Source organism: Leptolyngbya iicbica LK, assembly GCF_004212215.1.
In the GTDB taxonomy this organism is placed as follows: Bacteria; Cyanobacteriota; Cyanobacteriia; order Phormidesmidales; family Phormidesmidaceae; genus Halomicronema; species Halomicronema iicbica.
In genome coordinates this window covers 194,610-213,568 of the sequence record NZ_QVFV01000004.1, presented here as the reverse complement: position 1 = coordinate 213,568, position 18,959 = coordinate 194,610, and the positions used below count along the sequence as shown (strand labels likewise).

Annotated in this window: 20 protein-coding genes; 10 read left to right on the top strand and 10 right to left on the bottom strand. The window is 54.7% G+C overall.

The genetic code is table 11. The annotated features are described in order from the left end of the window. Window positions 1–20 precede the first annotated feature (20 nt). Complete coding sequence (locus DYY88_RS16730) at window positions 21–1,343, top strand: ABC transporter substrate-binding protein (RefSeq protein ID WP_084607035.1); 1,323 nt, start codon at window positions 21–23, stop codon at window positions 1,341–1,343. 29 nt (window positions 1,344–1,372) lie between these two features. Here the strand turns inward: DYY88_RS16730 and DYY88_RS16725 are convergent, their stop codons facing one another. From DYY88_RS16725 to DYY88_RS16710, 4 genes are all read right to left on the bottom strand, one after another. Then, entirely contained in the window at window positions 1,373–1,624 is a 252-nt protein-coding gene (locus DYY88_RS16725) for a hypothetical protein (RefSeq protein ID WP_130199490.1), read from the bottom strand. Window positions 1,625–1,942: 318 nt separating this feature from the next. Then, window positions 1,943–3,010 carry a PDDEXK nuclease domain-containing protein gene (locus DYY88_RS16720; protein ID WP_039726441.1) on the bottom strand — a complete coding sequence of 356 codons (1,068 nt, stop codon included), beginning with the start codon at window positions 3,008–3,010 and terminating at the stop codon, window positions 1,943–1,945. A 500-nt stretch (window positions 3,011–3,510) separates the two neighbouring features. Continuing rightward, on the bottom strand, window positions 3,511–3,996 hold the full coding sequence (locus tag DYY88_RS16715) for an SAM-dependent methyltransferase (protein WP_039726440.1): 486 nt from the start codon (window positions 3,994–3,996) through the stop codon (window positions 3,511–3,513). A gap of 10 nt (window positions 3,997–4,006) precedes the next feature. After that, a complete protein-coding gene (locus DYY88_RS16710) occupies window positions 4,007–4,510 on the bottom strand; it encodes a hypothetical protein (RefSeq protein ID WP_044151160.1) in 504 nt (167 codons plus the stop codon). Between the two features lie 138 nt (window positions 4,511–4,648). Here DYY88_RS16710 and DYY88_RS24925 point away from each other — a divergent pair, with 138 nt between their 5' ends. Next, window positions 4,649–4,783 (top strand): hypothetical protein, encoded by a 135-nt coding sequence (locus DYY88_RS24925; protein WP_302849253.1) that lies wholly within the window; start codon window positions 4,649–4,651, stop codon window positions 4,781–4,783. Window positions 4,784–4,850: 67 nt separating this feature from the next. Here DYY88_RS24925 and DYY88_RS16705 read toward each other — a convergent pair whose 3' ends face one another. The 3 genes from DYY88_RS16705 to DYY88_RS16695 all read right to left on the bottom strand — a co-directional run bounded on the left by DYY88_RS16705 (window position 4,851) and on the right by DYY88_RS16695 (window position 7,286). After that, on the bottom strand, window positions 4,851–5,132 hold the full coding sequence (locus tag DYY88_RS16705) for a hypothetical protein (RefSeq protein WP_039726439.1): 282 nt from the start codon (window positions 5,130–5,132) through the stop codon (window positions 4,851–4,853). A 114-nt stretch (window positions 5,133–5,246) separates the two neighbouring features. After that, window positions 5,247–5,960: a ribonuclease HI gene (rnhA, locus tag DYY88_RS16700; RefSeq protein WP_242517630.1), complete on the bottom strand. Its 714-nt coding sequence runs from the start codon at window positions 5,958–5,960 to the stop codon at window positions 5,247–5,249. A gap of 153 nt (window positions 5,961–6,113) precedes the next feature. Further along, window positions 6,114–7,286, bottom strand: a complete 1,173-nt coding sequence (locus DYY88_RS16695; protein WP_039726438.1) for a cysteine desulfurase family protein — start codon at window positions 7,284–7,286, stop codon at window positions 6,114–6,116. Between the two features lie 12 nt (window positions 7,287–7,298). On the opposite strand from DYY88_RS16695, the gene DYY88_RS16690 reads away from it, so the two are divergent. The 8 genes from DYY88_RS16690 to DYY88_RS24270 all read left to right on the top strand — a co-directional run bounded on the left by DYY88_RS16690 (window position 7,299) and on the right by DYY88_RS24270 (window position 14,432). After that, complete coding sequence (locus tag DYY88_RS16690) at window positions 7,299–7,859, top strand: hypothetical protein (protein ID WP_039726437.1); 561 nt, start codon at window positions 7,299–7,301, stop codon at window positions 7,857–7,859. A gap of 165 nt (window positions 7,860–8,024) precedes the next feature. After that, window positions 8,025–8,276 (top strand): UPF0175 family protein, encoded by a 252-nt coding sequence (locus DYY88_RS16685; protein ID WP_039726436.1) that lies wholly within the window; start codon window positions 8,025–8,027, stop codon window positions 8,274–8,276. Then, entirely contained in the window at window positions 8,273–8,764 is a 492-nt protein-coding gene (locus tag DYY88_RS16680) for a PIN domain-containing protein (RefSeq protein WP_039726435.1), read from the top strand. Before DYY88_RS16685 ends, DYY88_RS16680 begins: the two co-directional genes overlap by 4 nt. A gap of 368 nt (window positions 8,765–9,132) precedes the next feature. Beyond that, window positions 9,133–10,632, top strand: a complete 1,500-nt coding sequence (locus DYY88_RS16675) for a SulP family inorganic anion transporter (protein ID WP_242517629.1) — start codon at window positions 9,133–9,135, stop codon at window positions 10,630–10,632. 11 nt (window positions 10,633–10,643) lie between these two features. Beyond that, a complete protein-coding gene (locus DYY88_RS16670) occupies window positions 10,644–11,507 on the top strand; it encodes a universal stress protein (protein ID WP_039726434.1) in 864 nt (287 codons plus the stop codon). A gap of 32 nt (window positions 11,508–11,539) precedes the next feature. After that, window positions 11,540–13,267 (top strand): bicarbonate transporter BicA, encoded by a 1,728-nt coding sequence (bicA, locus tag DYY88_RS16665; protein ID WP_437438588.1) that lies wholly within the window; start codon window positions 11,540–11,542, stop codon window positions 13,265–13,267. 182 nt (window positions 13,268–13,449) lie between these two features. Next, window positions 13,450–14,103, top strand: a complete 654-nt coding sequence (gene msrA / locus DYY88_RS16660) for a peptide-methionine (S)-S-oxide reductase MsrA (RefSeq protein ID WP_039726433.1) — start codon at window positions 13,450–13,452, stop codon at window positions 14,101–14,103. Window positions 14,104–14,264: 161 nt separating this feature from the next. Next, window positions 14,265–14,432, top strand: coding sequence for a hypothetical protein (locus tag DYY88_RS24270; RefSeq protein WP_160299535.1), 168 nt, complete (start codon window positions 14,265–14,267; stop codon window positions 14,430–14,432). Between the two features lie 299 nt (window positions 14,433–14,731). On the opposite strand, the gene gap is transcribed toward DYY88_RS24270, so the two are convergent. From gap to DYY88_RS16645, 3 genes are all read right to left on the bottom strand, one after another. Next, entirely contained in the window at window positions 14,732–15,787 is a 1,056-nt protein-coding gene (gene gap / locus DYY88_RS16655) for a type I glyceraldehyde-3-phosphate dehydrogenase (protein ID WP_039726432.1), read from the bottom strand. A 319-nt stretch (window positions 15,788–16,106) separates the two neighbouring features. Next, window positions 16,107–17,420, bottom strand: a complete 1,314-nt coding sequence (locus DYY88_RS16650) for an ATP-dependent DNA helicase (protein WP_044151158.1) — start codon at window positions 17,418–17,420, stop codon at window positions 16,107–16,109. A gap of 212 nt (window positions 17,421–17,632) precedes the next feature. Further along, window positions 17,633–18,772, bottom strand: a complete 1,140-nt coding sequence (locus DYY88_RS16645; protein WP_039726431.1) for an NAD(P)/FAD-dependent oxidoreductase — start codon at window positions 18,770–18,772, stop codon at window positions 17,633–17,635. Window positions 18,773–18,959 lie beyond the last annotated feature (187 nt).

The following is an 18,959-nucleotide window of genomic DNA, read 5'->3' as shown; positions in this document are numbered from 1 at the left end:
GTCAACGAGATGGGAAAATCATGGGCGAAGGTTGCGGCAAGCCGCTGGCGTTGGAGGCAGATCGTTGGTGTCGCCGAGCGGTGCGTTGGCTGGCGATACTGGCTAGCTGCGGTGTCCTGGTAGGTTGCAATTCCGGTGCTCCAGAGGGCACCAGCGAGGGCGATACTTTAGTCGGTGAAACCGTAACCATTCTCGGGACGCTGACGGGAAATGGCGAAGATAAGCTGATGGCCGCGATCGCTCCCTTCACTGAAGCGACGGGCATTGAAGTCGTCTACGAAGGAACCGACGCCTTTACCACCCTCATCGCCGTCCGCGTTGATGCGGGCAATGCGCCTGATATCGCATTGTTTCCCCAACCTGGCTTGATGCTGGAGTTTGCTCAACGGGGAGATTTGATTCCCCAAGCGCGGGAGCCTCTGACCTCGGCCTATGCCCCCTACTGGCTCGATCTCGCCAGCGTCGACGGTGACGTGTATGGCGTCTGGATGCGGGCCGATGTGAAAAGCTTGGTCTGGTACAATCCCCAGGCCTTTGCCGCCGCTGGTTATGACATTCCAACGACGTGGGACGAATTGACTGCCCTGAGCCAGCAAATAATTGCCGATGGCAACACGCCCTGGTGTCTGGGCATGGAAAGCGGCGCGGCAACAGGCTGGGTCGGGACAGATTGGGTCGAGGAAATTTTGCTGCGGCAAGCTGGCCCCTCAGTCTACGACGAGTGGGTCAGCCACGACATTCCCTTCAATGCTCCGGCGGTGGAGGCAGCACTGGAGACGTTTGGAGAGATTGTGCGTGACGAGACGCAGGTACGTGGCGGCCCCACGGGAGCGATTAGCATCCCCTTTGGCGATGCGCCTGCCCCCTTATTCAGCGAGCCGCCCGGCTGCTATTTGCACCGTCAGGCCAGCTTTATCAGTGACTTTTTGCCCAGCGGCTTGATCCCCGAAGAAACGGTGGACGTCTTTGCCTTGCCGGGTATGACCAGTGAGCCGCCGCCCGTGTTAGTCGGCGGCATTGTGTATGCCCAATTCAACGACTCCCCAGCGGCCACGGCCCTGATGGCACACTTGGCATCGGTCGAGGCCCATACCCACTGGGCGAATGAGGGATACATTTCTCCCCACAACGAAGTCAGCCTAGACGCTTATCCCGATGCGCTGACCCGGAATCAAGCCGCGATTCTTCAAGACGCTTCGGTGATCCGGTTTGACGGGTCAGATCTCATGCCGGGAGCGATAGGCACCGGCACCTTTTGGACGGGGATGGTGGATTATGTCGGGGGTGCAGACGCCGCAGCCGTACTCGCTGACATTGAGGCCAGTTGGCCAGAGCCAGAATAGCGATCGCCCCTCTATCGTTGCCGTCAGCGTTAACAGCGCACGCTGCTGTGCTGCTGATACACCATTTGCTGGTTAAAAAAGTTGCAAATGGCCTTCAATTCGTGAATGGCATCGAGCTCTGCCAGTTCAGCTTGGTTGAGAGGTGCTTGAGATCGCTTATCGGTCAATGCCTGTTGGCGCAGTTGCAAGTCTTTCGTGAATTTGAGTCGCGTCCAACCGCGACCGCAGTCAACTCTAATCTGGTCGAGTAATTGTGAAGGTTTTTGGCAGGTCGTAAACATGACCGCATCTCCTGATTGGATCATCCGGTTGCCCCATCGAGATGAAGCGCCGGGCCACCGAAAATTTTCATGAGCTATTAACAGCTATGCTCAGAAAAATAGTTATTTCAGTCTCTCTAAGCGAGTCCTTGATGGGCGATCGCTAGTATCCATTTGCTCATCTATCAAGATGCAACTGATGCTCTCTTATGTATGCCCAAATTGTTAGAAAATCAACCTTTTTTGTGAGATCAAGGCGGTTAATCTGGTAGACCTATCGACTCATCGTTCGCATCAGTCGGAATTGTAGATCTGGGATTAACAAAAGGAACTGGATAATTACACATTGTTACGATCGCCCGCTTGATTAGTCCGCAAATCAACGTTACTGAGTTCTTGCTCTAATCGCTCTACCGACGGTAGCTCGGGCTTAAGTGGGTCAGGCAGTTCTTTATCAGTGCGATGGGTCGAAATGCCGATGGGTTTTTGCAAATCGCGGAGAGCATATTCAGCGATCGCTTTATTTTTAGACCGACACAAAATCATGCCAATCGTGGGGCGATCGTCACCATGACGGAGTAAATCATCAACTGCTGAAACATAGAAATTCATCTTGCCAGAAAACTCGGGCTGAAAGTCGCCCATCTTCAAATCAATCACTACAAAACAGCGCAGTTTGAGATGATAAAACAGCAGGTCGATATAGAAATCTTCGCCCCCCACTTCCAGATGGTATTGACTGCCGACAAAGGCAAATCCCACGCCCAACTCTAGTAAAAAATCACGAATGTGATCGACCAGCGCTTTTTGCACATCGCGCTCTTGAGCATCCGCAGCGATCGCCAGAAAGTCAAAAGTATAGGAATTTTTGACCAAGTCACGGGCGAGATCAGACTGCACATCGGGCAGCGTGCGCTCAAAATTAGTAATCGCGCTGCTTTGCTTTTGCCCGTAGAGCTGCTGGTCAATCTGCGTCATTAAAATATTGCGGCTCCAGCCATGGGCGATCGCCTGTTGCGCATACCAGAGGCGGGCTTCTGGGTCTTTCACGGCTTCCATCAGCCGCACATTATGGCCCCACGGCAAATTTGCAACCACCTGTTGCAGAATTGATTCGTCGGTGTAGGTTTCGGCAAAGGCCCGCATGTAGTGCAGGTTGCGCGGCGAAAACCCCTTCATTTCTGGAAACGCCTGGCGCAGATCTTGGGCGATGCGATCGATCACTTTACTACCCCAACCTTGCTCCGTTTGGCGTTGCAAAATTTCGCGCCCAATGTACCAGTAGAGTAAGACCAACTCCCGATTGACGGCCAAGGCCGATCGCACCCGGGCCTGCCGAATCCGGTCTTTGAGATGCGTGATGAGGTCTTCGTATTCCGGGCTTTGCGAGGGAAGTAAAGCAGCCATAGCGGTGAGGCTCAATACTGCAACAGCTTGCTGCAGTATTTAAGTCAGAGGGGCAAATATAAAACTGCAACAGCTTGTTGCAATCGTCACGATCAGAGAGCGCCATAAAACTGCAACGCTTGTTGCAACATTGAGCGGGTGACGATTCGCCTCAGGTTATCACAAGTCAGTTCAAATGAACTGCTTTATTGGCCGCGATCGCGCAATCTCATTTGCTCTACCAATCAAATCATCAGCGGACGGGTTTCTAAAATCATCAGGGGACGGGTCCCTGTCGGCTCTACCAAAACAGTGAGGGCCAGTTCGAGGGCCCCGTCCCCTAACCTACTGACCGATGAACCACGACAGCGACCAGATCAACTGATGCCATCCGCATTCCTCGTATAGCGAACCGCAATCAGATGAAGTCACGTTCAGTGGCCGAATTGCTGACGGTAAAAGCATTCCGTATACCGTACACCTTGAACCTTTCGAGCCTCTGCTATAACTGCAAATCAGCCCTAACGAATTTTCCAAAGATAAATTACGGACTCCTCTTCGGAAGCAGGGAGCGTCAAAATTTCATCGGGTTCCCAGTCGCCCATGTCGAACTGATGAGACACGATGCGGGCACCGGGACGCAACTGTTGCAGTAAGCGCGGACAGAGCCGGGCATTGAGATGGGGCAGCAAATAGAGAGCCACCACGGTGGCCGCTGCAACATCGCTGTCGTATAAGTTGCCTTGTTGCAGAGTCAGCAGATGGTCAACTCCAGCCGTTTGAGCATTTTGGCGCGTTTGCTGAATGCAGGCAGGATCGATATCAATACCGACGCCGCGCGTGCCCCACCGGGTCGCCGCTCGAATCAAGAGTCGACCATCGCCACAGCCCAAGTCATACAGCACGTCATCAGCGCCCACTTGAGCCAATTCCAACATGGCGTCAACGGCATCGTCGGGGGTCGGAATATAGGCAATATCTGGACGGTTTTTAGACGGCTCAGACATAGGACGGCAATTACGAGGAATGCTGTTGCACGGCAGCCATCAAGGCTTGGAGCTGCGATCGCACGGACGCGATCGTGTACTCATCATCAGGATGGGGAGGATGGCCGGGACGCTCGAAATGAGGTCGCTCATCATACATGTGACCCCAGCGCATATCGACCTGCCGCACAAACTCCCGCAGGTGGACATCATGGGAGAGTAAGGGCTGCAACATTTCCGCCAAAGCCTGCAACGGCGTTTCAAAATGCCGACTACAAATCACGTCGTCCGCTTGTATCACCGTTAATAAGGTGGCCTGCAACGCCCCTGACGAGTCTTGCAAATGTAGGCCCACGAACTGCTTGATCGCATTTTTTACCTGCACCAGCTTGGGAATGGGGGATTCCCCCTTCAAAAAATCACTGCCTTCCTGACTGATGGCATCTGCCAGCGTAAATTTGCGCCCCTGGCGAATTTCCTGCTCGATGGCCCGATCTATCTCGGCATCTGAATCTGGCGGTTGTGGAGTAGGCATAGGTCTATCCTGGATGCTGACAGGGTGGCGGTGCGGGCGGTTAAAGACGATAAGCTCAGGAGAGAGCTCAACACCCAGTGAGCTGAGCAGCAAGCCAAACAGTTTGCTGTTGCAAGGTTGTCAGCCCTAACAGTCACGATGATTTTTTCTTCCGTTATCGCGCTTTATTTACCGTTACCGGGTAGTTCAGCAGATATGTCTGCCGCTATCTTCTTTTTGGGCTTAGTGGGATTGATCGCGTTTCAGGTATATCAAACCCGGCCCAACAAGTAAACGATCGCAGCCAGCATCAAAGCCGCGCGTCGTTGGACGCTGCATCACCCGTCCGGTACGGAGGCGGTTAGTCCAGCCGCTCTAATTGCCAGAGAATTTGGTTACCCTCACGGCGGACCCGAGACACTGACCAATTACGCCAAGCCCAATATTCGCCACGACTGGTAACAGCGCTGGCGTTCACATCCATCAAATCGGCTAACTCAGAACTGGTGATTAAGTAGCCTTCTTTGGCGATCGCATCTGCAATATGCAGCGTATCGATCATGTTGCGCAACTGCGTGACTCGCGCCTCTCGGGGTAAATTTTCGGTGGTTTCGATGGCGTCGTTAACCCCTGAATCAGCCATTATGTTCCTTTAGAAAACTCGCCTCTATTCTATGCCTTCTGTTGAAAAAGGCCCGCTTAATTACATCAATCCTTTCTTGCTTTACAAAAGATGATTATCTATTCTGCATTTCCTTTAAGCGTTAAGATGCCGCGCTTGGGGATGTTGCTTGAGTGAAATTGTTTGATTTTGAGAAAAAGCCCGCGCAATTTCGTCGCAGCGCTCATTCCCCACATTGCCGGTATGGCCACGGACATAAGTCCACTGAATGGGGGCGCCGGTTTGTTGTTTGGCGGCCTGATTGACGGTGTCTAATTCTTGCCACAAGTCTTTGTTAAGCACAGGCTTTTTGGCAGAGGTTTGCCAATCTCGCCGCTTCCAACCACTAATCCATTGCGTGATGCCTTTTTTGACGTATTCACTATCGGTAAATAATTCCACCGGGGTGGTTTGTCCTGTCGCGATGAGGGCTTGCAAACCGGCGATCGCGGCCTGCATTTCCATGCGGTTATTGGTGGTCTGGTCAGCGCGGCCCCCTAACTCATGCACCGAGCCGTCGTCGAAATACAGCACCGTGCCCCAGCCCCCCGGCCCAGGATTGCCCGAACAAGCGCCATCGGTGTAAATCGCTTTGACGGTCGGCAAGGCATCTGAAGACGATGCGGACGATGCGTCGGTAGGCGTCGTCGCCTCAGTTGCCTGTCCCGAGCTCTCTGGTGGCGTCGGCATGGAGGGCGTGGCGGCGGGAGCCTGCTTTGCCTTGAGAAATTGGAGAAAGTCGAGCACTTGGCCCAGCACGGGATCGGCGACCCCTTCAAGTTCTTGAATGAGCTGGTCTTTTAAGGTCATGAAATCAGGGCCAACAACGATGGGGTGGGCAGTGGACAGCTAGCGGGCGGGGCGATCGCAGAGCCGGAGTCATCATCAACAGCCATCCCGAAGAATAGCTTAGGGGATCTATGCCAGGTTGCGAGCAGCAGCATCGTGATTCACGCATGACCACTAACTGGCCGCTACTCCAGAACGCAGCGCCGCGATCGTTTCGCGGCAGGCCTGAGCGACTTGGTCCATCTCTGCGGGGGTGTTGAAGCGACCCAGGCCAAACCGCAGAGAAGCGTAGGCGAGATCGTCGGTATGGCCCAATGCCTTCAACACGTGAGAAGGGGCGGTGCTGGTGGAACTGCAAGCCGCGCCCGACGAGAGGGCCACCACATTTTTGAGGCCCAAGAGCAGGGCTTGGCCATCCACACCAGCAACGCTGAGATTGAGATTATGGGCGAGGCGCTGAGTGGGGTGACCGTTGAGCTGCACTCCGGGTAAATCTTGCAGAGCTTGCCAGAGGCGATCGCGCATCTCTCCCAACCGGGCTTGCTCGCTCGCTTGACTGGCCCACGCCAACTCCAGCGCTTTGCCCAGACCCACAATTTGCGGCGTGTAAAGGGTACCCGATCGCCGTCCCCGTTCGTGCCCCCCGCCGTGCAGTTGCGCCGCCAGCGTGACCCGAGGCTGTCGCTGACGCACATACAGCGCCCCGATACCCTTGGGACCGTAGACTTTGTGAGCGGTCAGGGAGAGCAAATCAATATGTTGCGCTTGCACATCAAGGTCAATTTTGCCGATCGCTTGGGCGGCATCTGTGTGGAAGAGCACTCCCCGCTCATGGCAGCACTGCCCAATGTCGGCGAGGGGTTGCAATACACCAATTTCATTATTCGCCGCCATGACCGACACGAGAATCGTGTCATCCCGCAGCGATCGCGCCAATTCCTCCACAGCAACGAGGCCATCCGATCCAACGGGCAGATACGTCACTTCAAAGCCCAAGGTCTCTAAATAACGACAGGGATCAAGCACCGCACTGTGCTCCGTCGCCACCGTGACAATGTGCCGACCCTGGCTGAAATAGGCTTCAGCGACCCCTTTAATCGCTAAATTATTGGCCTCGGTGGCCCCGCTGGTAAACACAATTTCTTCGGGGGCGGCGTTGAGACCTGTTGCAATGATGTTGCGGGCCTGTTGCACAGCGGCTTCCGCTTCCCACCCGTAGAAGTGACCCACGCTAGCCGGATTGCCAAAATGCTCAGTAAAGAATGGCAGCATGGCTTCCACCACCTGCGGATCGACGGGCGTCGTCGCGTGGCAATCTAAGTAAATGGGTCGAGAGGGCTGCGCCATGGCAAAACCGAAATGAACACCCCGAGTCACAGTATTCTCAATTTAGCGATTTTAGACCGGGGCTACCTCCAGGGGTGCACTTGGCCGATTTTGTTCGGCAGTTGGTTGCCCGATGCCGCCATTTTCGTTTTCTACGGCTGGGCCAAAGTCATGGGCCTGCCCGAGCAAGTGATTTGGAATGAGGCTTATTACACGCCCGTTTGGCAAAGCATTTTTGCGATCGGCAATTCCATTCCCCTGGCGCTCTGCGGGGTGGGGCTGTTTCTCTGGGCCAAATCTCCCAGCGGGATCGCCTTGTCGGCCAGTGCCCTACTGCACCATTTGGAAGATTTGCCCCTACACCACGAAGATGCCCATCAACATTTTTGGCCGTTGAGCAATTACCGCTTTGTCAGCCCGGTGTCGTATTGGGATCCTGACCATCATGGTGCCTATGGGGCGCTGGCTGAACTCAGCCTCGTGATGGTGGCAAGCTTTGTGCTGTGGCGGCGGGTGCGATCGCGCTGGGGGCGAGGCATTCTACTCCTCGTCAACACGGTCTACGTTGGCGGTTATTGGCAGTTTTATACTTAGTCGTCTCGTGGTGAGTCGTGCGCGGGCTGAATGCCCTTTTATGACGGCTGGCGCGCACTAGACCCGCAATGGCAATGCGTCATCATTTTGAAGCTCTAAGCACCGTAAGCCAGGGAGCCATGGGATCGCTATGATCAGAGAACAGTGAGCGGCAGTCCTCCAGCAATGAAAATCACTCTCGACATTCCTGATCCCTTGACTCAAGACCAGCCTCTGTCCCAAGCAGACTGGTTGCGCGAAATCGCTGTCGCTCTCTTTCAGCAAGAACTCATTACCCTCGGCACGGCGAGCCAGATTGCGAGGATGCATCAAATCCAGTTTCAGGCGCTGCTTTACGATCGCGGCATCAATTTACATTACGACCTCGCTGATTACCAGGCCGATATTGCCAGCCTCCGCCAAAACGACTGGCAATGATAATTATCAGTGATACCTCGCCAGTCAGCAATCTGTTGAGGATTCACCAACTTTCCCTGCTCCAACGGCTCTATGGCAGAATCGTCATTCCGCCCATCGTTGATGCTGAAATTCGCGCGCTCGAAACTTTTGGCATTGATATTGCTGCACTCTCAGAGGCCGACTGGATTGTTGTGCAGCCAGCGCATGATCAAGCCCTCGTCGCCAGCTTACAAGCAGCACTTGACCTCGGAGAAGCGGCAGCCATTGCTCTAGCCATCGAACTCCAAGCTGATCGCTTACTCATTGATGAACGTTTGGGGAGACAAGTTGCGCAACGGCTGGGACTCAAAGTCACCGGGCTCTTGGGCGTATTGGTCGCGGCCAAGCAAAACAATCTGATCACCCAGTTGAAACCGATTTTGGACGCACTCGTCGTTCAAGCAAAATTTCGAGTCCACCCAGACTTATATCGCCAAATTTTGCAAGACGTTAACGAAAGTAGTTGACGATTAGCGTTTTATATTCAATCAATCGGTGTCATCGCCCTCTCATCCGCATCCGAGCCTAGATCTAGCGCTAGGGAGACCGTGACCGTTGCAATTTGCGATCGCCCCTCCTCAACCCATGCCCCCGCCAATCTCATTAAAACTTGAGGAATGTCACGGGCGTCCGGCATAGTAGAGCTACCTGGGGTGCTGATCAATTGTCTCGATTTGATTAACTCAATCTTGATTGAATCGGGATGGCCGTTGCCGGACCCGCGACTATTGGCTGTTGATCACTTCGAACCAAGGTAGATCCGCGATCGCGCCACTTAAATCAGCCGCGATCGCCGCTGCACTCAATGTCTGACGATTTTGCCAAGGAGAGGTCTGTGACCACCAGCACCTGGTTCAATGCCACCCAACTGCGACGCGATTGGTTTTCCAATGTGCCGCGCGATTTGCTGGCCGGAACCGTGGTGGCATTGGCGCTGATCCCCGAAGCGATCGCCTTCTCCATCATTGCGGGAGTCGATCCCAAAGTGGGGCTGTATGCCTCCTTCATCATTGCCGTCGTGACCGCATTTGTGGGAGGGCGACCGGGACTCATTTCTGCAGCAACAGGCGCTATGGCCCTGCTGATGGTGTATCTGGTGAAAGATTACGGGCTGCAATATTTGTTTGCGGCCACCATTCTCACGGGCATTTTTCAGATTCTGTTTGGGGTGCTCAAGCTGGGCAAACAGATGAAGTTTGTGCCCCGCGCCGTCATGGTGGGATTTGTGAATGCCCTGGCTATTCTGATCTTTCAGGCGCAGTTGCCTCAACTTCAGGGCGTGTCGTGGGTCGTGTACGCGATGGTGGCGATCGGGTTGGCCATCATTTACGTACTGCCACGCATCACGCAATTGGTGCCGTCACCGCTAGTGGCGATTATCGTGCTCACCCTTGCGGCGATCACTTTGAATCTAAATGTGCCAACCGTGGGGGATATGGGCGAATTGCCAACCACGCCGCCTGTCTTCCTGCTGCCGCAGGTGCCCCTCAATCTCGAAACGCTGCAAATCATTGTGCCGGTATCGGCCACGATGGCGATCGTCGGCCTGCTGGAGTCGCTGCTCACGGCTTCGCTAGTGGATGAGTTGACGGATACCCCCAGCGACAAAAACCAGGAAGCCAAAGGCCAGGGCATCGCAAATATCATCACGGGCTTTTTTGGCGGTATGGCCGGGTGCGCCATGATTGGCCAGTCGGTCATCAATATCCAGTCAGGCGGACGCAAACGGCTTTCGACGCTATCGGCAGGGGTGTTCTTGCTGTTTTTCATCCTGGCACTGGGGCGCTGGGTAAGCCAGATTCCCATGGCGGCACTGGTGGCGGTAATGATCATGGTTTCCATCGGCACGTTTAACTGGGCCTCGATCAAAAATGTCCGTCGCATTCCCAAAAGCGAAACGGCGGTGATGGTGACCACGGTGATCATCACGATTTACACCCACAATTTGGCGATCGGCGTCATTGTGGGCATTGCCCTGAGTACGGTTTTTTTCTCCAATAAGATTGCGCAAGTCGTCTTTGTGGACTCGGTGCTCAGTGAAGACGGCATGGAGCGCACCTATAAAGTGGCGGGTCAACTCTTTTTTGTATCGGTCGAAGAATTTCTCAATGCCTTTGACTTTGAGGAAGATTTGGAACGGGTGATTGTCGATTTCAGCCATGCCCATCTGTGGGATCAGTCGGCGGTGAATGCGATTGATCGGGTGGTGCTCAAATTTCGCCGCCATGGGGCCGATGTCGAGCTACTGGGCATTAATGATGCGAGTCAGTCGCTGCTCAATCGACTGGCGACCCATAACGATCCCAATGCCCTCAATAACCTGGCAGATCATTAGAACGAGAGTCGATGAAACATATTTTGCTTTGTACCGATGGGTCGACCTTTGCCCAGAGCAGCTACCAATATGCTGGGTGGTTAGCCCCCCGGTTGCAGGCCCAGGTGGACGTACTCTATGTGTCTGACATTCGCAGCCAAAAAGTGGCTTCCACGGGCAACTACAGCGGAGCGATCGGGCTCGGGGCCTCTCGTGAGCTCCTTGACCAGTTGGTCGAATTGGAACATGAACGAGCCAAACTCAACCATCAAAAAGCCCAGCTAATTTTGCAAGATGCCGAGCAGCAACTGCACGCGGCGGGCGCTACCCAACTGCGGCTCATCCATGAAACGGGCTACCTGGTGGATATCCTGCAGGATTTTGAAGCTGAAGCCGACTTGATCATGCTGGGCAAGCGGGGTGAAGCGGCAGAGTTTGCCCAAGACCATCTGGGCACCAAAGTTGAGCGAATTGTCCGGGCCAGTCATAAACCTTGTTTGATTACGACCCGAGATTATCAACCGATTGAAAGACTGCTGTTGGCCTATGACGGGAGTCCCAGTGCGCAAAAGATGCTGACCTTTCTCTTAGCTTCGCCAGCGTTTAAAGGATTGGCGTTACATATTGTAACGGTTGGCAAAAAAGCGGATGATGTAGTCGCTCAGGCTCACCTCAAGGAAGCTGACCAGCAAGCGCAGGCGGCGGGATGGCAACCGATCTGTCAGTTCATTCCTGGGGTGCCCGAAACGGCGATCGCCGACTATATCGAAACTCATCAAATGCACTTGTTGCTGATGGGGGCCTACGGTCATAGCCGCATTCGTCGCCTGATTATCGGCAGTACCACGCTGCAGCTGTTACAGATTAGCCCCGTCCCCGTATTGCTATTTCGCTAACGGGAGCGATCGCTCCCATTCTTTTGCTGACTATGGTTATGACTACTGATGACAACATGGCTATTACTAACCGCATAAACTTCCGCAACCTGCGGGGCGACATTCTCGGCGGTCTTACCGCTGCCGTCGTCGCCTTGCCCATGGCCCTCGCCTTCGGGATTGCCTCGGGCGCGGGGGCCGCCGCTGGCCTCTGGGGGGCAATTCTCGTCGGCTTTTTTGCAGCCTTATTCGGCGGCACTCCCAGCCTGATTTCTGAACCGACTGGTCCGATGACGGTCATCATTACAGCCGTTATCGCAGCGACCACCGCCAGCGACCCTGAAAACGGCTTAGCCATGGCGTTTACCGTGGTGATGCTGGCGGGCCTCTTTCAAATCGCTTTTGGCTTGCTGAAGCTGGGGCGCTACATCACCATGCTGCCCTACAACGTCATCTCAGGCTTTATGACGGGCATCGGTGTGATTCTGATTTTCATGCAGATTGCCCCTTTCCTCGGTCAAGAGACGCCGACGGGAGGCGTCCTGGGCGTCATCACCAACTTGCCCACGCTGATTGCCAACCTCAGTCCGTGGGAAACGGGACTCGGCATTTTGACCCTGGCGATTTTATTCCTCTATCCCAATACACTCAAGCGGTATGTGCCGCCTCAGTTAGTGGCGCTGGTCATTGGCACCCTCGTCTCCTTAATTTTTCTGCGCAACATCGACATCCGCACCATTTCCACCATTGGCGAAATCACCCCTGGGTTACCGGACTTTCAGTTCCCGACCTTTACCCCCGGCAACCTGCGCCTGATGTTTGTCAACGCGATGGTGCTGGGTATGGTCGGCTCCATCGACTGTCTACTGACCTGTTTGGTGTCTGACAGCCTCACCCGCCACGAGCACAAGTCCAATAAGGAACTGATTGGTCAGGGCATTGCCAATATCGTGACGGGCCTCTGTGGGGGCATTGCGGGTTCCGGTGCCACCACGGCGACCGTTGTGAATATTCAGGCTGGCGGACGCACCGCCCTCTCGGGGATCAGCCGCGCCTTGATTTTGTTGGTAGTCGTGCTGTGGGCAGCGCCGTTAACTTCGGGCATTCCCCTCGCGGTGCTCGCGGGCATCGTTCTCAAGGTGGGTATCGACATTATCGATTGGGGCTTCCTCAAGCGGGTTCACAAAATTTCTTGGAAAGCTGCCGGGATCGTTTATAGCGTGGTCGCTTTGACTGTCTTTGTCGACTTAATGGTCGCCGTGGCAGTGGGTGTCTTTATCGCCAACATTCTCACCATTGCTCGGTTGGAAGAGTTGCAGACCGAATCGGTGAAAACCATCACGGATGCCGATGATCAAATCGTTCTCTCCGCTGAGGAAAAGGCCATCCTTGATCAGGCCAATGGCCGCCTCCTGCTGTTCCATCTCAGCGGGCCGATGATTTTTGGCGTCGCTAAGGCGATTTCTCGCGAGCACGATGCGATCGGCACCTATGATGTGCTGATTATTGACCTGAGCGAAGTCCCCGTCTTAGGCGTCACTTCTTCCCTAGCGTTAGAAAATGCCGTACAAGAAGCGGTGGAAGATAATCGCGACGTGATGATTGTAGGCGCAACGGGCAAAGTGCAACGCCGTTTGGAAAAGCTCGGTATTGGTGCCCTGGTGCCGGATGACCACTGGTTGAGCGATCGCCTGCAAGCTCTAGAGACCGGGTTAGCGATCGTCCAGCGTCAGCAAGCGACCCCACCGTCCCCGACTCCGCTCAAGGAAACGGTGGGATAACACGTATCTCTCGGTCCCGAGAGTTCTCACCATCAGGAGAGTGACTAAAGGAGTGGAATTATCCACGCGATTTAGCCGCTTTACGGTTTTCCCCACGGTTTCTCAGCCATTTCTTAGGGTGACGACAAAAAGCGTGTTTTATAGTGAAACAGGACGCTTACATCAATCTTTGAGACAAACCTATGGTGTTATTTGGCTTTGGCAAAAAGCTTGAACTTCCCAGCCCTGACGAAGCGCTGCCGGGCCGCAGCGAACCGATGCCGGTGCCCGATAAGCACTATGTCAACGGCAATGCCCTCAAGCCCCCCTTTCCCGCTGGCATGGAAACTGCCTTATTTGGCATGGGCTGCTTTTGGGGAGCTGAGCGTAAGTTTTGGCAAACCGATGGTGTGTACAGCACGGCAGTGGGCTATGCCGCAGGCTATACGCCGAATCCGACATATCGCGAAGTGTGTTCTGGCATGACAGGCCACAACGAAGTCGTACTCGTGGTTTACGATCCCAGCGTCATTAGCTACGAGGGCATTCTCAAAGTCTTTTGGGAAAATCACAATCCGACCCAGGGTATGCGCCAGGGCAATGACACGGGCACTCAATATCGTTCGGGAATCTATACCTACTCAGACGAGCAACGCAAGTTGGCCGAAGCGTCTCGCGATGCCTACCAGCAGCGTCTGAAGCAGGAAGGGTACAGCAAAATTACGACCGAAATCTTGGATGCGCCCGAGTTCTACTACGCGGAAGACTATCACCAGCAGTATCTGGCGAAAAATCCTGGTGGTTACTGTGGGTTGGGCGGTACCGGCGTCGCTTGCCCAACTGGCCTGAGCGTGTAAGCCAGGCCACTCTGAAAAGCAAATATTGAATTTACGGCTTGGGGTGCGATCGCATCCCGAGCCATTCTTGTTTAGATTAGGACGACTTGCCCTGGCATGATTTAGGCTGCCTGAGGTCACTAGCTATGATGGGACAAGCGTCCACTCAAGCCTAGAAGCGAATGGTGACTCAACATTCATCAACCGAACTGGCCTACGCGCCTATCGATAGCCTACAAAATAGCAGCAATGCAGATTTTCCCGAAAATCTGGGGATGTTGCTGCTCGTACTCGTTTCCTTAGGCTTGCTCAGCGCGCTACTCGTATGCCTAGGGCGGGTCATCGAATAAGTGGCTTATCAGCTTAACCTCTTCCCTGAAGCCAATTGAGCCCTGACAGCAGTGCTAGGATGCCATGCTGCGTGCCTTTCACGACGCCCCCTTGGAACCGACTTAAAGCCGAGGCACCCGGTCCCTTGGTCACGACCTAAGATTATTGGAACATCCGGCAGGGACCGGGTACCTGGAGCGATCGCAACTCATGAACCACCCAAAAACCGCTTCAGCTTGATTAATGACGACTACGGCAAAAAAAAGACTGGACATCGAACCATCGACATCCAGTCTGTAATGGTGTCAATCGCGATCGCTTAGAACGCCATCACCGGAATTTGAATACCACTGAGGATTTCATCCTTCTGGGCCATGTGCAGCATGAGATCGAGCACCCGGCAAGAATAGCCCCACTCGTTGTCATACCAGGAGACCACCTTAAAGAACTGATCATTCAGCTCCATACCAGCTCCAGCGTCAAACGTGCTGGAGTGGGGATCGGTGGTGAAATCAGAGGATACAACCGGCTCTTCGGTATAGCCCAGAATGCCCTTCATCGGCCCTTCAGCAGCAGCTTTCATCGCGGCGCAAATGGCATCGTAGCTGGTGGCTTGAGCCGTCTTAAAGGTTAAGTCCACTACGGAGACGTCAGGAGTTGGCACGCGCAACGCCATTCCAGTGAGTTTCCCTTTTAGCTCAGGCAGTACCAACGCCACCGCTTTGGCCGCGCCAGTCGAAGCGGGAATGATATTTTGCCCCGCGCCGCGACCTCCGCGCATATCTTTCTTGCTGGGGCCATCTACCGTGGGTTGGGTCGCGGTAGAAGCGTGAACGGTCGTCATCAAGCCTTCGGTCAGGCCAAAGTTGTCGTTAATGACTTTTGCGATCGGGGCGAGGCAGTTGGTGGTGCAGCTCGCGTTCGACACAATCAAATCTTTTGCGGGATCAAAGGTTTCGTGATTAACCCCAATCAATAGGGTAGGAATCGAGTCAGGATCTTTGGTCGGCGCAGAGAGAACCACTCGTTTAGCACCCGCATCCAGATGCAGCTTCGCCCCCTCATACGTGGTGAATAGACCAGTGGATTCCACCACATAATCGGCCCCGAGCTCGCCCCAGGGGAGCTCCGCCGGATTCCGCACTGACATTGTGGGAATGAACTTGCCATCGACCTCAATGCCGTCCTCTTTGGCTTCCACCGTGCCGTTATAGCGACCATGAGTGGAATCGTACTTGAGCAGATACGCCAGATTTTCGGGTGGCACCAAGTCATTGATACCAACGAACTCGATATTAGGGTTTTTGATCGCCGCCCGAAAAACCAGTCGGCCAATTCGACCAAAACCGTTAATGCCTACTTTGAGAGTGCTCATAAGGATGTCCTTTGGGTGAGTGAGCCTGGGTCAAATCCGTCAGAACCTCTAACTAGCTGAGCGATAGGCGACAGATTTGCCGTTTATATCGCCTGTCTGGACAGTCAGTTGTCAACGAATTCAACACATTGAAGGCACTGGTCGAGAGTCATGAGGCTCAATCCAGTACCGTTGCCCCTATACAATCACGCCTATTTAGAACAGCCTGATCCCTTATGGTTTCCCTCAAGGTTGCGGCTTTTTTTATTGACAAATGTAAACTTCGCCCCACTGCGTCAACGCTGGCAACACCCCCGATAAATCGCGCATCAGCACTCCATTATTGATAAACAAATAACCGTTTGGCCGCGCGGGTGAGGGCGACGTAGCAGAGCTGGTTGCGCTCGATGATGTTGCGGTTGGCGAGCATGGAGGGCACATCGACAAATACATCTTGAAAGGTCGAGCCCTGGCTTTTGTGGATGGTGAGGCTGTAGGCATAGTCAACATCGTGAAAGTACTGTTTGAGATCCCAAAAGGCCATCCAGTTTTTATTGCGGGCCAGGTCGTCGAGTTTTAGCTTCAGCTCACTCTCGCCGGATTCGTGCAGTACCCGTAGGTTCCGAAAGTGGCCTTCATCCGTTTCGACTGACAGCAGCCAGATGGGCCATTCGCCATCGCGAGTGCGGCGGGCTTCGATGACTTCACATTCAGCAGAGGTGGGCAAAATGATCGATTCCTCATCGATGCAGGGATTGCTGGCAATCAGGCGCTCCCCCGGCACAAAGCGGAGGGCTGTCGGGCCGTAAATGGCGCGGCGAATTTTGTGATTGAGGTGGGCGACGCGGCGGTTGGTATAGGCCAACGCTCGCACCTGATCGGGGTTGAACTGATACGCATCACTGGTGAACGCTTTGAGCATCAGGCGCTCCCAAATCGATCGCGGCAGCACAAAGCAGCCCTCGGTGCGATCGCGGTTCACATCCGTTTGAAATCGGGGCAGGCGATCGCGCTCCAAATTGCGGCGAATGTCTTCAGCAATCACGCCGATCGCGCCGCCGTAGCGCACCACTTCGGTCAATTCCGCCTTGTTGAGGATTTCGCGAAAGCAGGCGGATTCCGGCTCATTTACCGGGGGCAGTTGGGCCGGATCGCCCACAAACAAAATCTGCGTACTGCTGTAGAGATTGGAAACCGCGTTCACCAGTAAGCGCCACAGTTCTTCATTCACCATCGAGCATTCATCCACAATGATCAGACGGTAGCGATCGACCTGACTACCCTGCTTACGATCGGGCTGAAATTCTTGATTGCCCGTCTCCTCATTGATGACAGGCCGCAGACCCAACAAGGTGCAACAAGTCATGGCATCGACGTCGAGTTGCCAGTCATCGGCCATGGTGGCGAGTACCTTAGTCGCCTTGTTACTAAAAGCCGACAGCACAATCTTGCGATCGTCCCCTGCCTCGCGTAAACCCGCGATGAAGATTTGCAGCAGGGTCGTTTTGCCCGTGCCCGCGTAGCCCGTCAGCAAATACAGCTTTTCGGTGCTGGTAACAAAGGCTTGCAAGGCATCCAGCGCCTCGGCCTGTTCGGCAGTCAGGGCGATCGCGCTATCGTCCACATCGTTGGGGCTAGTTTGTAGTCGCACCATTCAGATCCAGACCACCGTAGATTGATGCTGTCGCCACCACTCGCAGCTTTTGTTAGCCGTCGGCATTATGCACAGTACTTTCATTTAAGCTCAAACATCGGCCGGGCTTCCAGTCACCAGACAGCGCCGCGTTCACTCCAATATTCTCACCAGCGGCCCCGCGGCAGGCTTTGGAGATCTCGACAGATCGGGCAAGTACCCGCAAGGCGACCTCAATCACTCGCGGTATTCACTAAGCCTGTCGGAAACGAGGGCAGCGCCTCACCCCCTAGAGCGGTGTGAATGGCCTCAGCAGCAGCCCAGCCAGATTCCAAGGCGGTATCTAAATTGGCTGACCCGCACCAATCACCACAGGCCGCTAGGGGCAGTGGTTGAGCGGTGGTCAGCAGAGCCTCGGCGCAGGGCGTTTCAACAAGCCCATAGCGCCAGCGATGCACCTGCCACGATTGCGGTTCATGCAGCCAAGTCGCAATGAATTCGCTGGCTTGGGCCAGCAGGGCACGACCAATGGGCTGCAAATCGGGCAAGTCAAACCAGTTGTGCGCAAACGCCGCACTGCTATGCATCACGACATTGATCTCAGCATTGAGCGGAGTCTCCTCTGACTGCTCATGGGTAGAACGCTTACTACTGTCCTGACCGACCCAAAACAGCGGTGTATCTGGATGCCCTTCGACCAACCACGGATCAGTCGGGGGGCACAGCAACGGCTCGGTCCCTTGCGGTTGGGGGTTAGCGTACTGCGCCATCACCGTAATAATGGGCGCATAAGTGACAGTTGCCAGAGCTTGCCGCAGGGGTTGAATGGTGGCGATCGCCTCCAGCGGTGCCAAAATCGGCAAAATCTGTGGAGCTGGTAACGCTAACACAACCGCACGAGCGTGATGTTCCACCAGGGATTGATCCGTCGCCATTTCAGCGGTGAGTTGCCAGGTTTTCTGCTCAGTCAGCGCTAAGCCCACCAATCGCTGCTGACGATAAATCGTCAACCCCTGGGCCAACTGTTTGCCAATCGCATTCATCCCAGCCGGAGCCACAAAATAAGATTGGCGAGTGGGTTGAGCTTGTAAGACGCCCTCGGCATTTAGCGCAAAGCTGTGGGGCTGCCATGGCGCCAAAATGCCTTGACTCTGCCACTTCGCCATGAGCTGTTGCAGGCGATCGCCATGATTGCTCAGATAGCGAGCGCCATGGTCAAGGGGCACGCCATTAATGCGGCGGGTGGCTAGTCGCCCGCCCAAGCCCCGGGATTTTTCCAGCAGGCAAACTTGGTATCCGGCATGCTGCAAACGCTGGGCACAGACCAACCCCGCCAATCCTGCCCCGACTATGATCACATCCTGTACCGTCATGTTGCTGCGCCTAATTCTGCCTGTCGTTCCGACATCTGGCCGAGGCCATCCAGTCCCTCTCTGCCCACCAGCCTCCGCGCCAATAGCCCTTGGGCCAGCCACCATCGTTTTTTCTCCGCCCGAGGGTGAGGGCTGCCAACCGCTAGCCTCGGCTTTGAGAATCCCTTTTGCGCGGCTTTCTTGCAGA

Excerpts from the sequence above, each read along its gene's own strand:
- bicA (WP_437438588.1), top strand. The coding sequence starts at position 11,540 with ATGGTTATGACTACTGATGACAACATGGCTATTACTAACCGCATAAAC.
- msrA (WP_039726433.1), top strand. The coding sequence starts at position 13,450 with ATGGTGTTATTTGGCTTTGGCAAAAAGCTTGAACTTCCCAGCCCTGAC.
- DYY88_RS24925 (WP_302849253.1), top strand. The coding sequence starts at position 4,649 with ATGATTTTTTCTTCCGTTATCGCGCTTTATTTACCGTTACCGGGTAGT.
- DYY88_RS16710 (WP_044151160.1), bottom strand. The coding sequence starts at position 4,510 with ATGCCTACTCCACAACCGCCAGATTCAGATGCCGAGATAGATCGGGCC.
- DYY88_RS16695 (WP_039726438.1), bottom strand. The coding sequence starts at position 7,286 with ATGGCGCAGCCCTCTCGACCCATTTACTTAGATTGCCACGCGACGACG.
- DYY88_RS16715 (WP_039726440.1), bottom strand. The coding sequence starts at position 3,996 with ATGTCTGAGCCGTCTAAAAACCGTCCAGATATTGCCTATATTCCGACC.
- DYY88_RS16650 (WP_044151158.1), bottom strand. The coding sequence starts at position 17,420 with ATGGTGCGACTACAAACTAGCCCCAACGATGTGGACGATAGCGCGATC.
- DYY88_RS16730 (WP_084607035.1), top strand. The coding sequence starts at position 21 with ATGGGCGAAGGTTGCGGCAAGCCGCTGGCGTTGGAGGCAGATCGTTGG.
- DYY88_RS16680 (WP_039726435.1), top strand. The coding sequence starts at position 8,273 with ATGATAATTATCAGTGATACCTCGCCAGTCAGCAATCTGTTGAGGATT.
- DYY88_RS16645 (WP_039726431.1), bottom strand. The coding sequence starts at position 18,772 with ATGACGGTACAGGATGTGATCATAGTCGGGGCAGGATTGGCGGGGTTG.
- rnhA (WP_242517630.1), bottom strand. The coding sequence starts at position 5,960 with ATGACCTTAAAAGACCAGCTCATTCAAGAACTTGAAGGGGTCGCCGAT.
- DYY88_RS16705 (WP_039726439.1), bottom strand. The coding sequence starts at position 5,132 with ATGGCTGATTCAGGGGTTAACGACGCCATCGAAACCACCGAAAATTTA.
- DYY88_RS16720 (WP_039726441.1), bottom strand. The coding sequence starts at position 3,010 with ATGGCTGCTTTACTTCCCTCGCAAAGCCCGGAATACGAAGACCTCATC.
- DYY88_RS16725 (WP_130199490.1), bottom strand. The coding sequence starts at position 1,624 with ATGTTTACGACCTGCCAAAAACCTTCACAATTACTCGACCAGATTAGA.
- DYY88_RS16685 (WP_039726436.1), top strand. The coding sequence starts at position 8,025 with ATGAAAATCACTCTCGACATTCCTGATCCCTTGACTCAAGACCAGCCT.
- DYY88_RS16670 (WP_039726434.1), top strand. The coding sequence starts at position 10,644 with ATGAAACATATTTTGCTTTGTACCGATGGGTCGACCTTTGCCCAGAGC.
- DYY88_RS16690 (WP_039726437.1), top strand. The coding sequence starts at position 7,299 with ATGAACACCCCGAGTCACAGTATTCTCAATTTAGCGATTTTAGACCGG.
- DYY88_RS24270 (WP_160299535.1), top strand. The coding sequence starts at position 14,265 with ATGGTGACTCAACATTCATCAACCGAACTGGCCTACGCGCCTATCGAT.
- gap (WP_039726432.1), bottom strand. The coding sequence starts at position 15,787 with ATGAGCACTCTCAAAGTAGGCATTAACGGTTTTGGTCGAATTGGCCGA.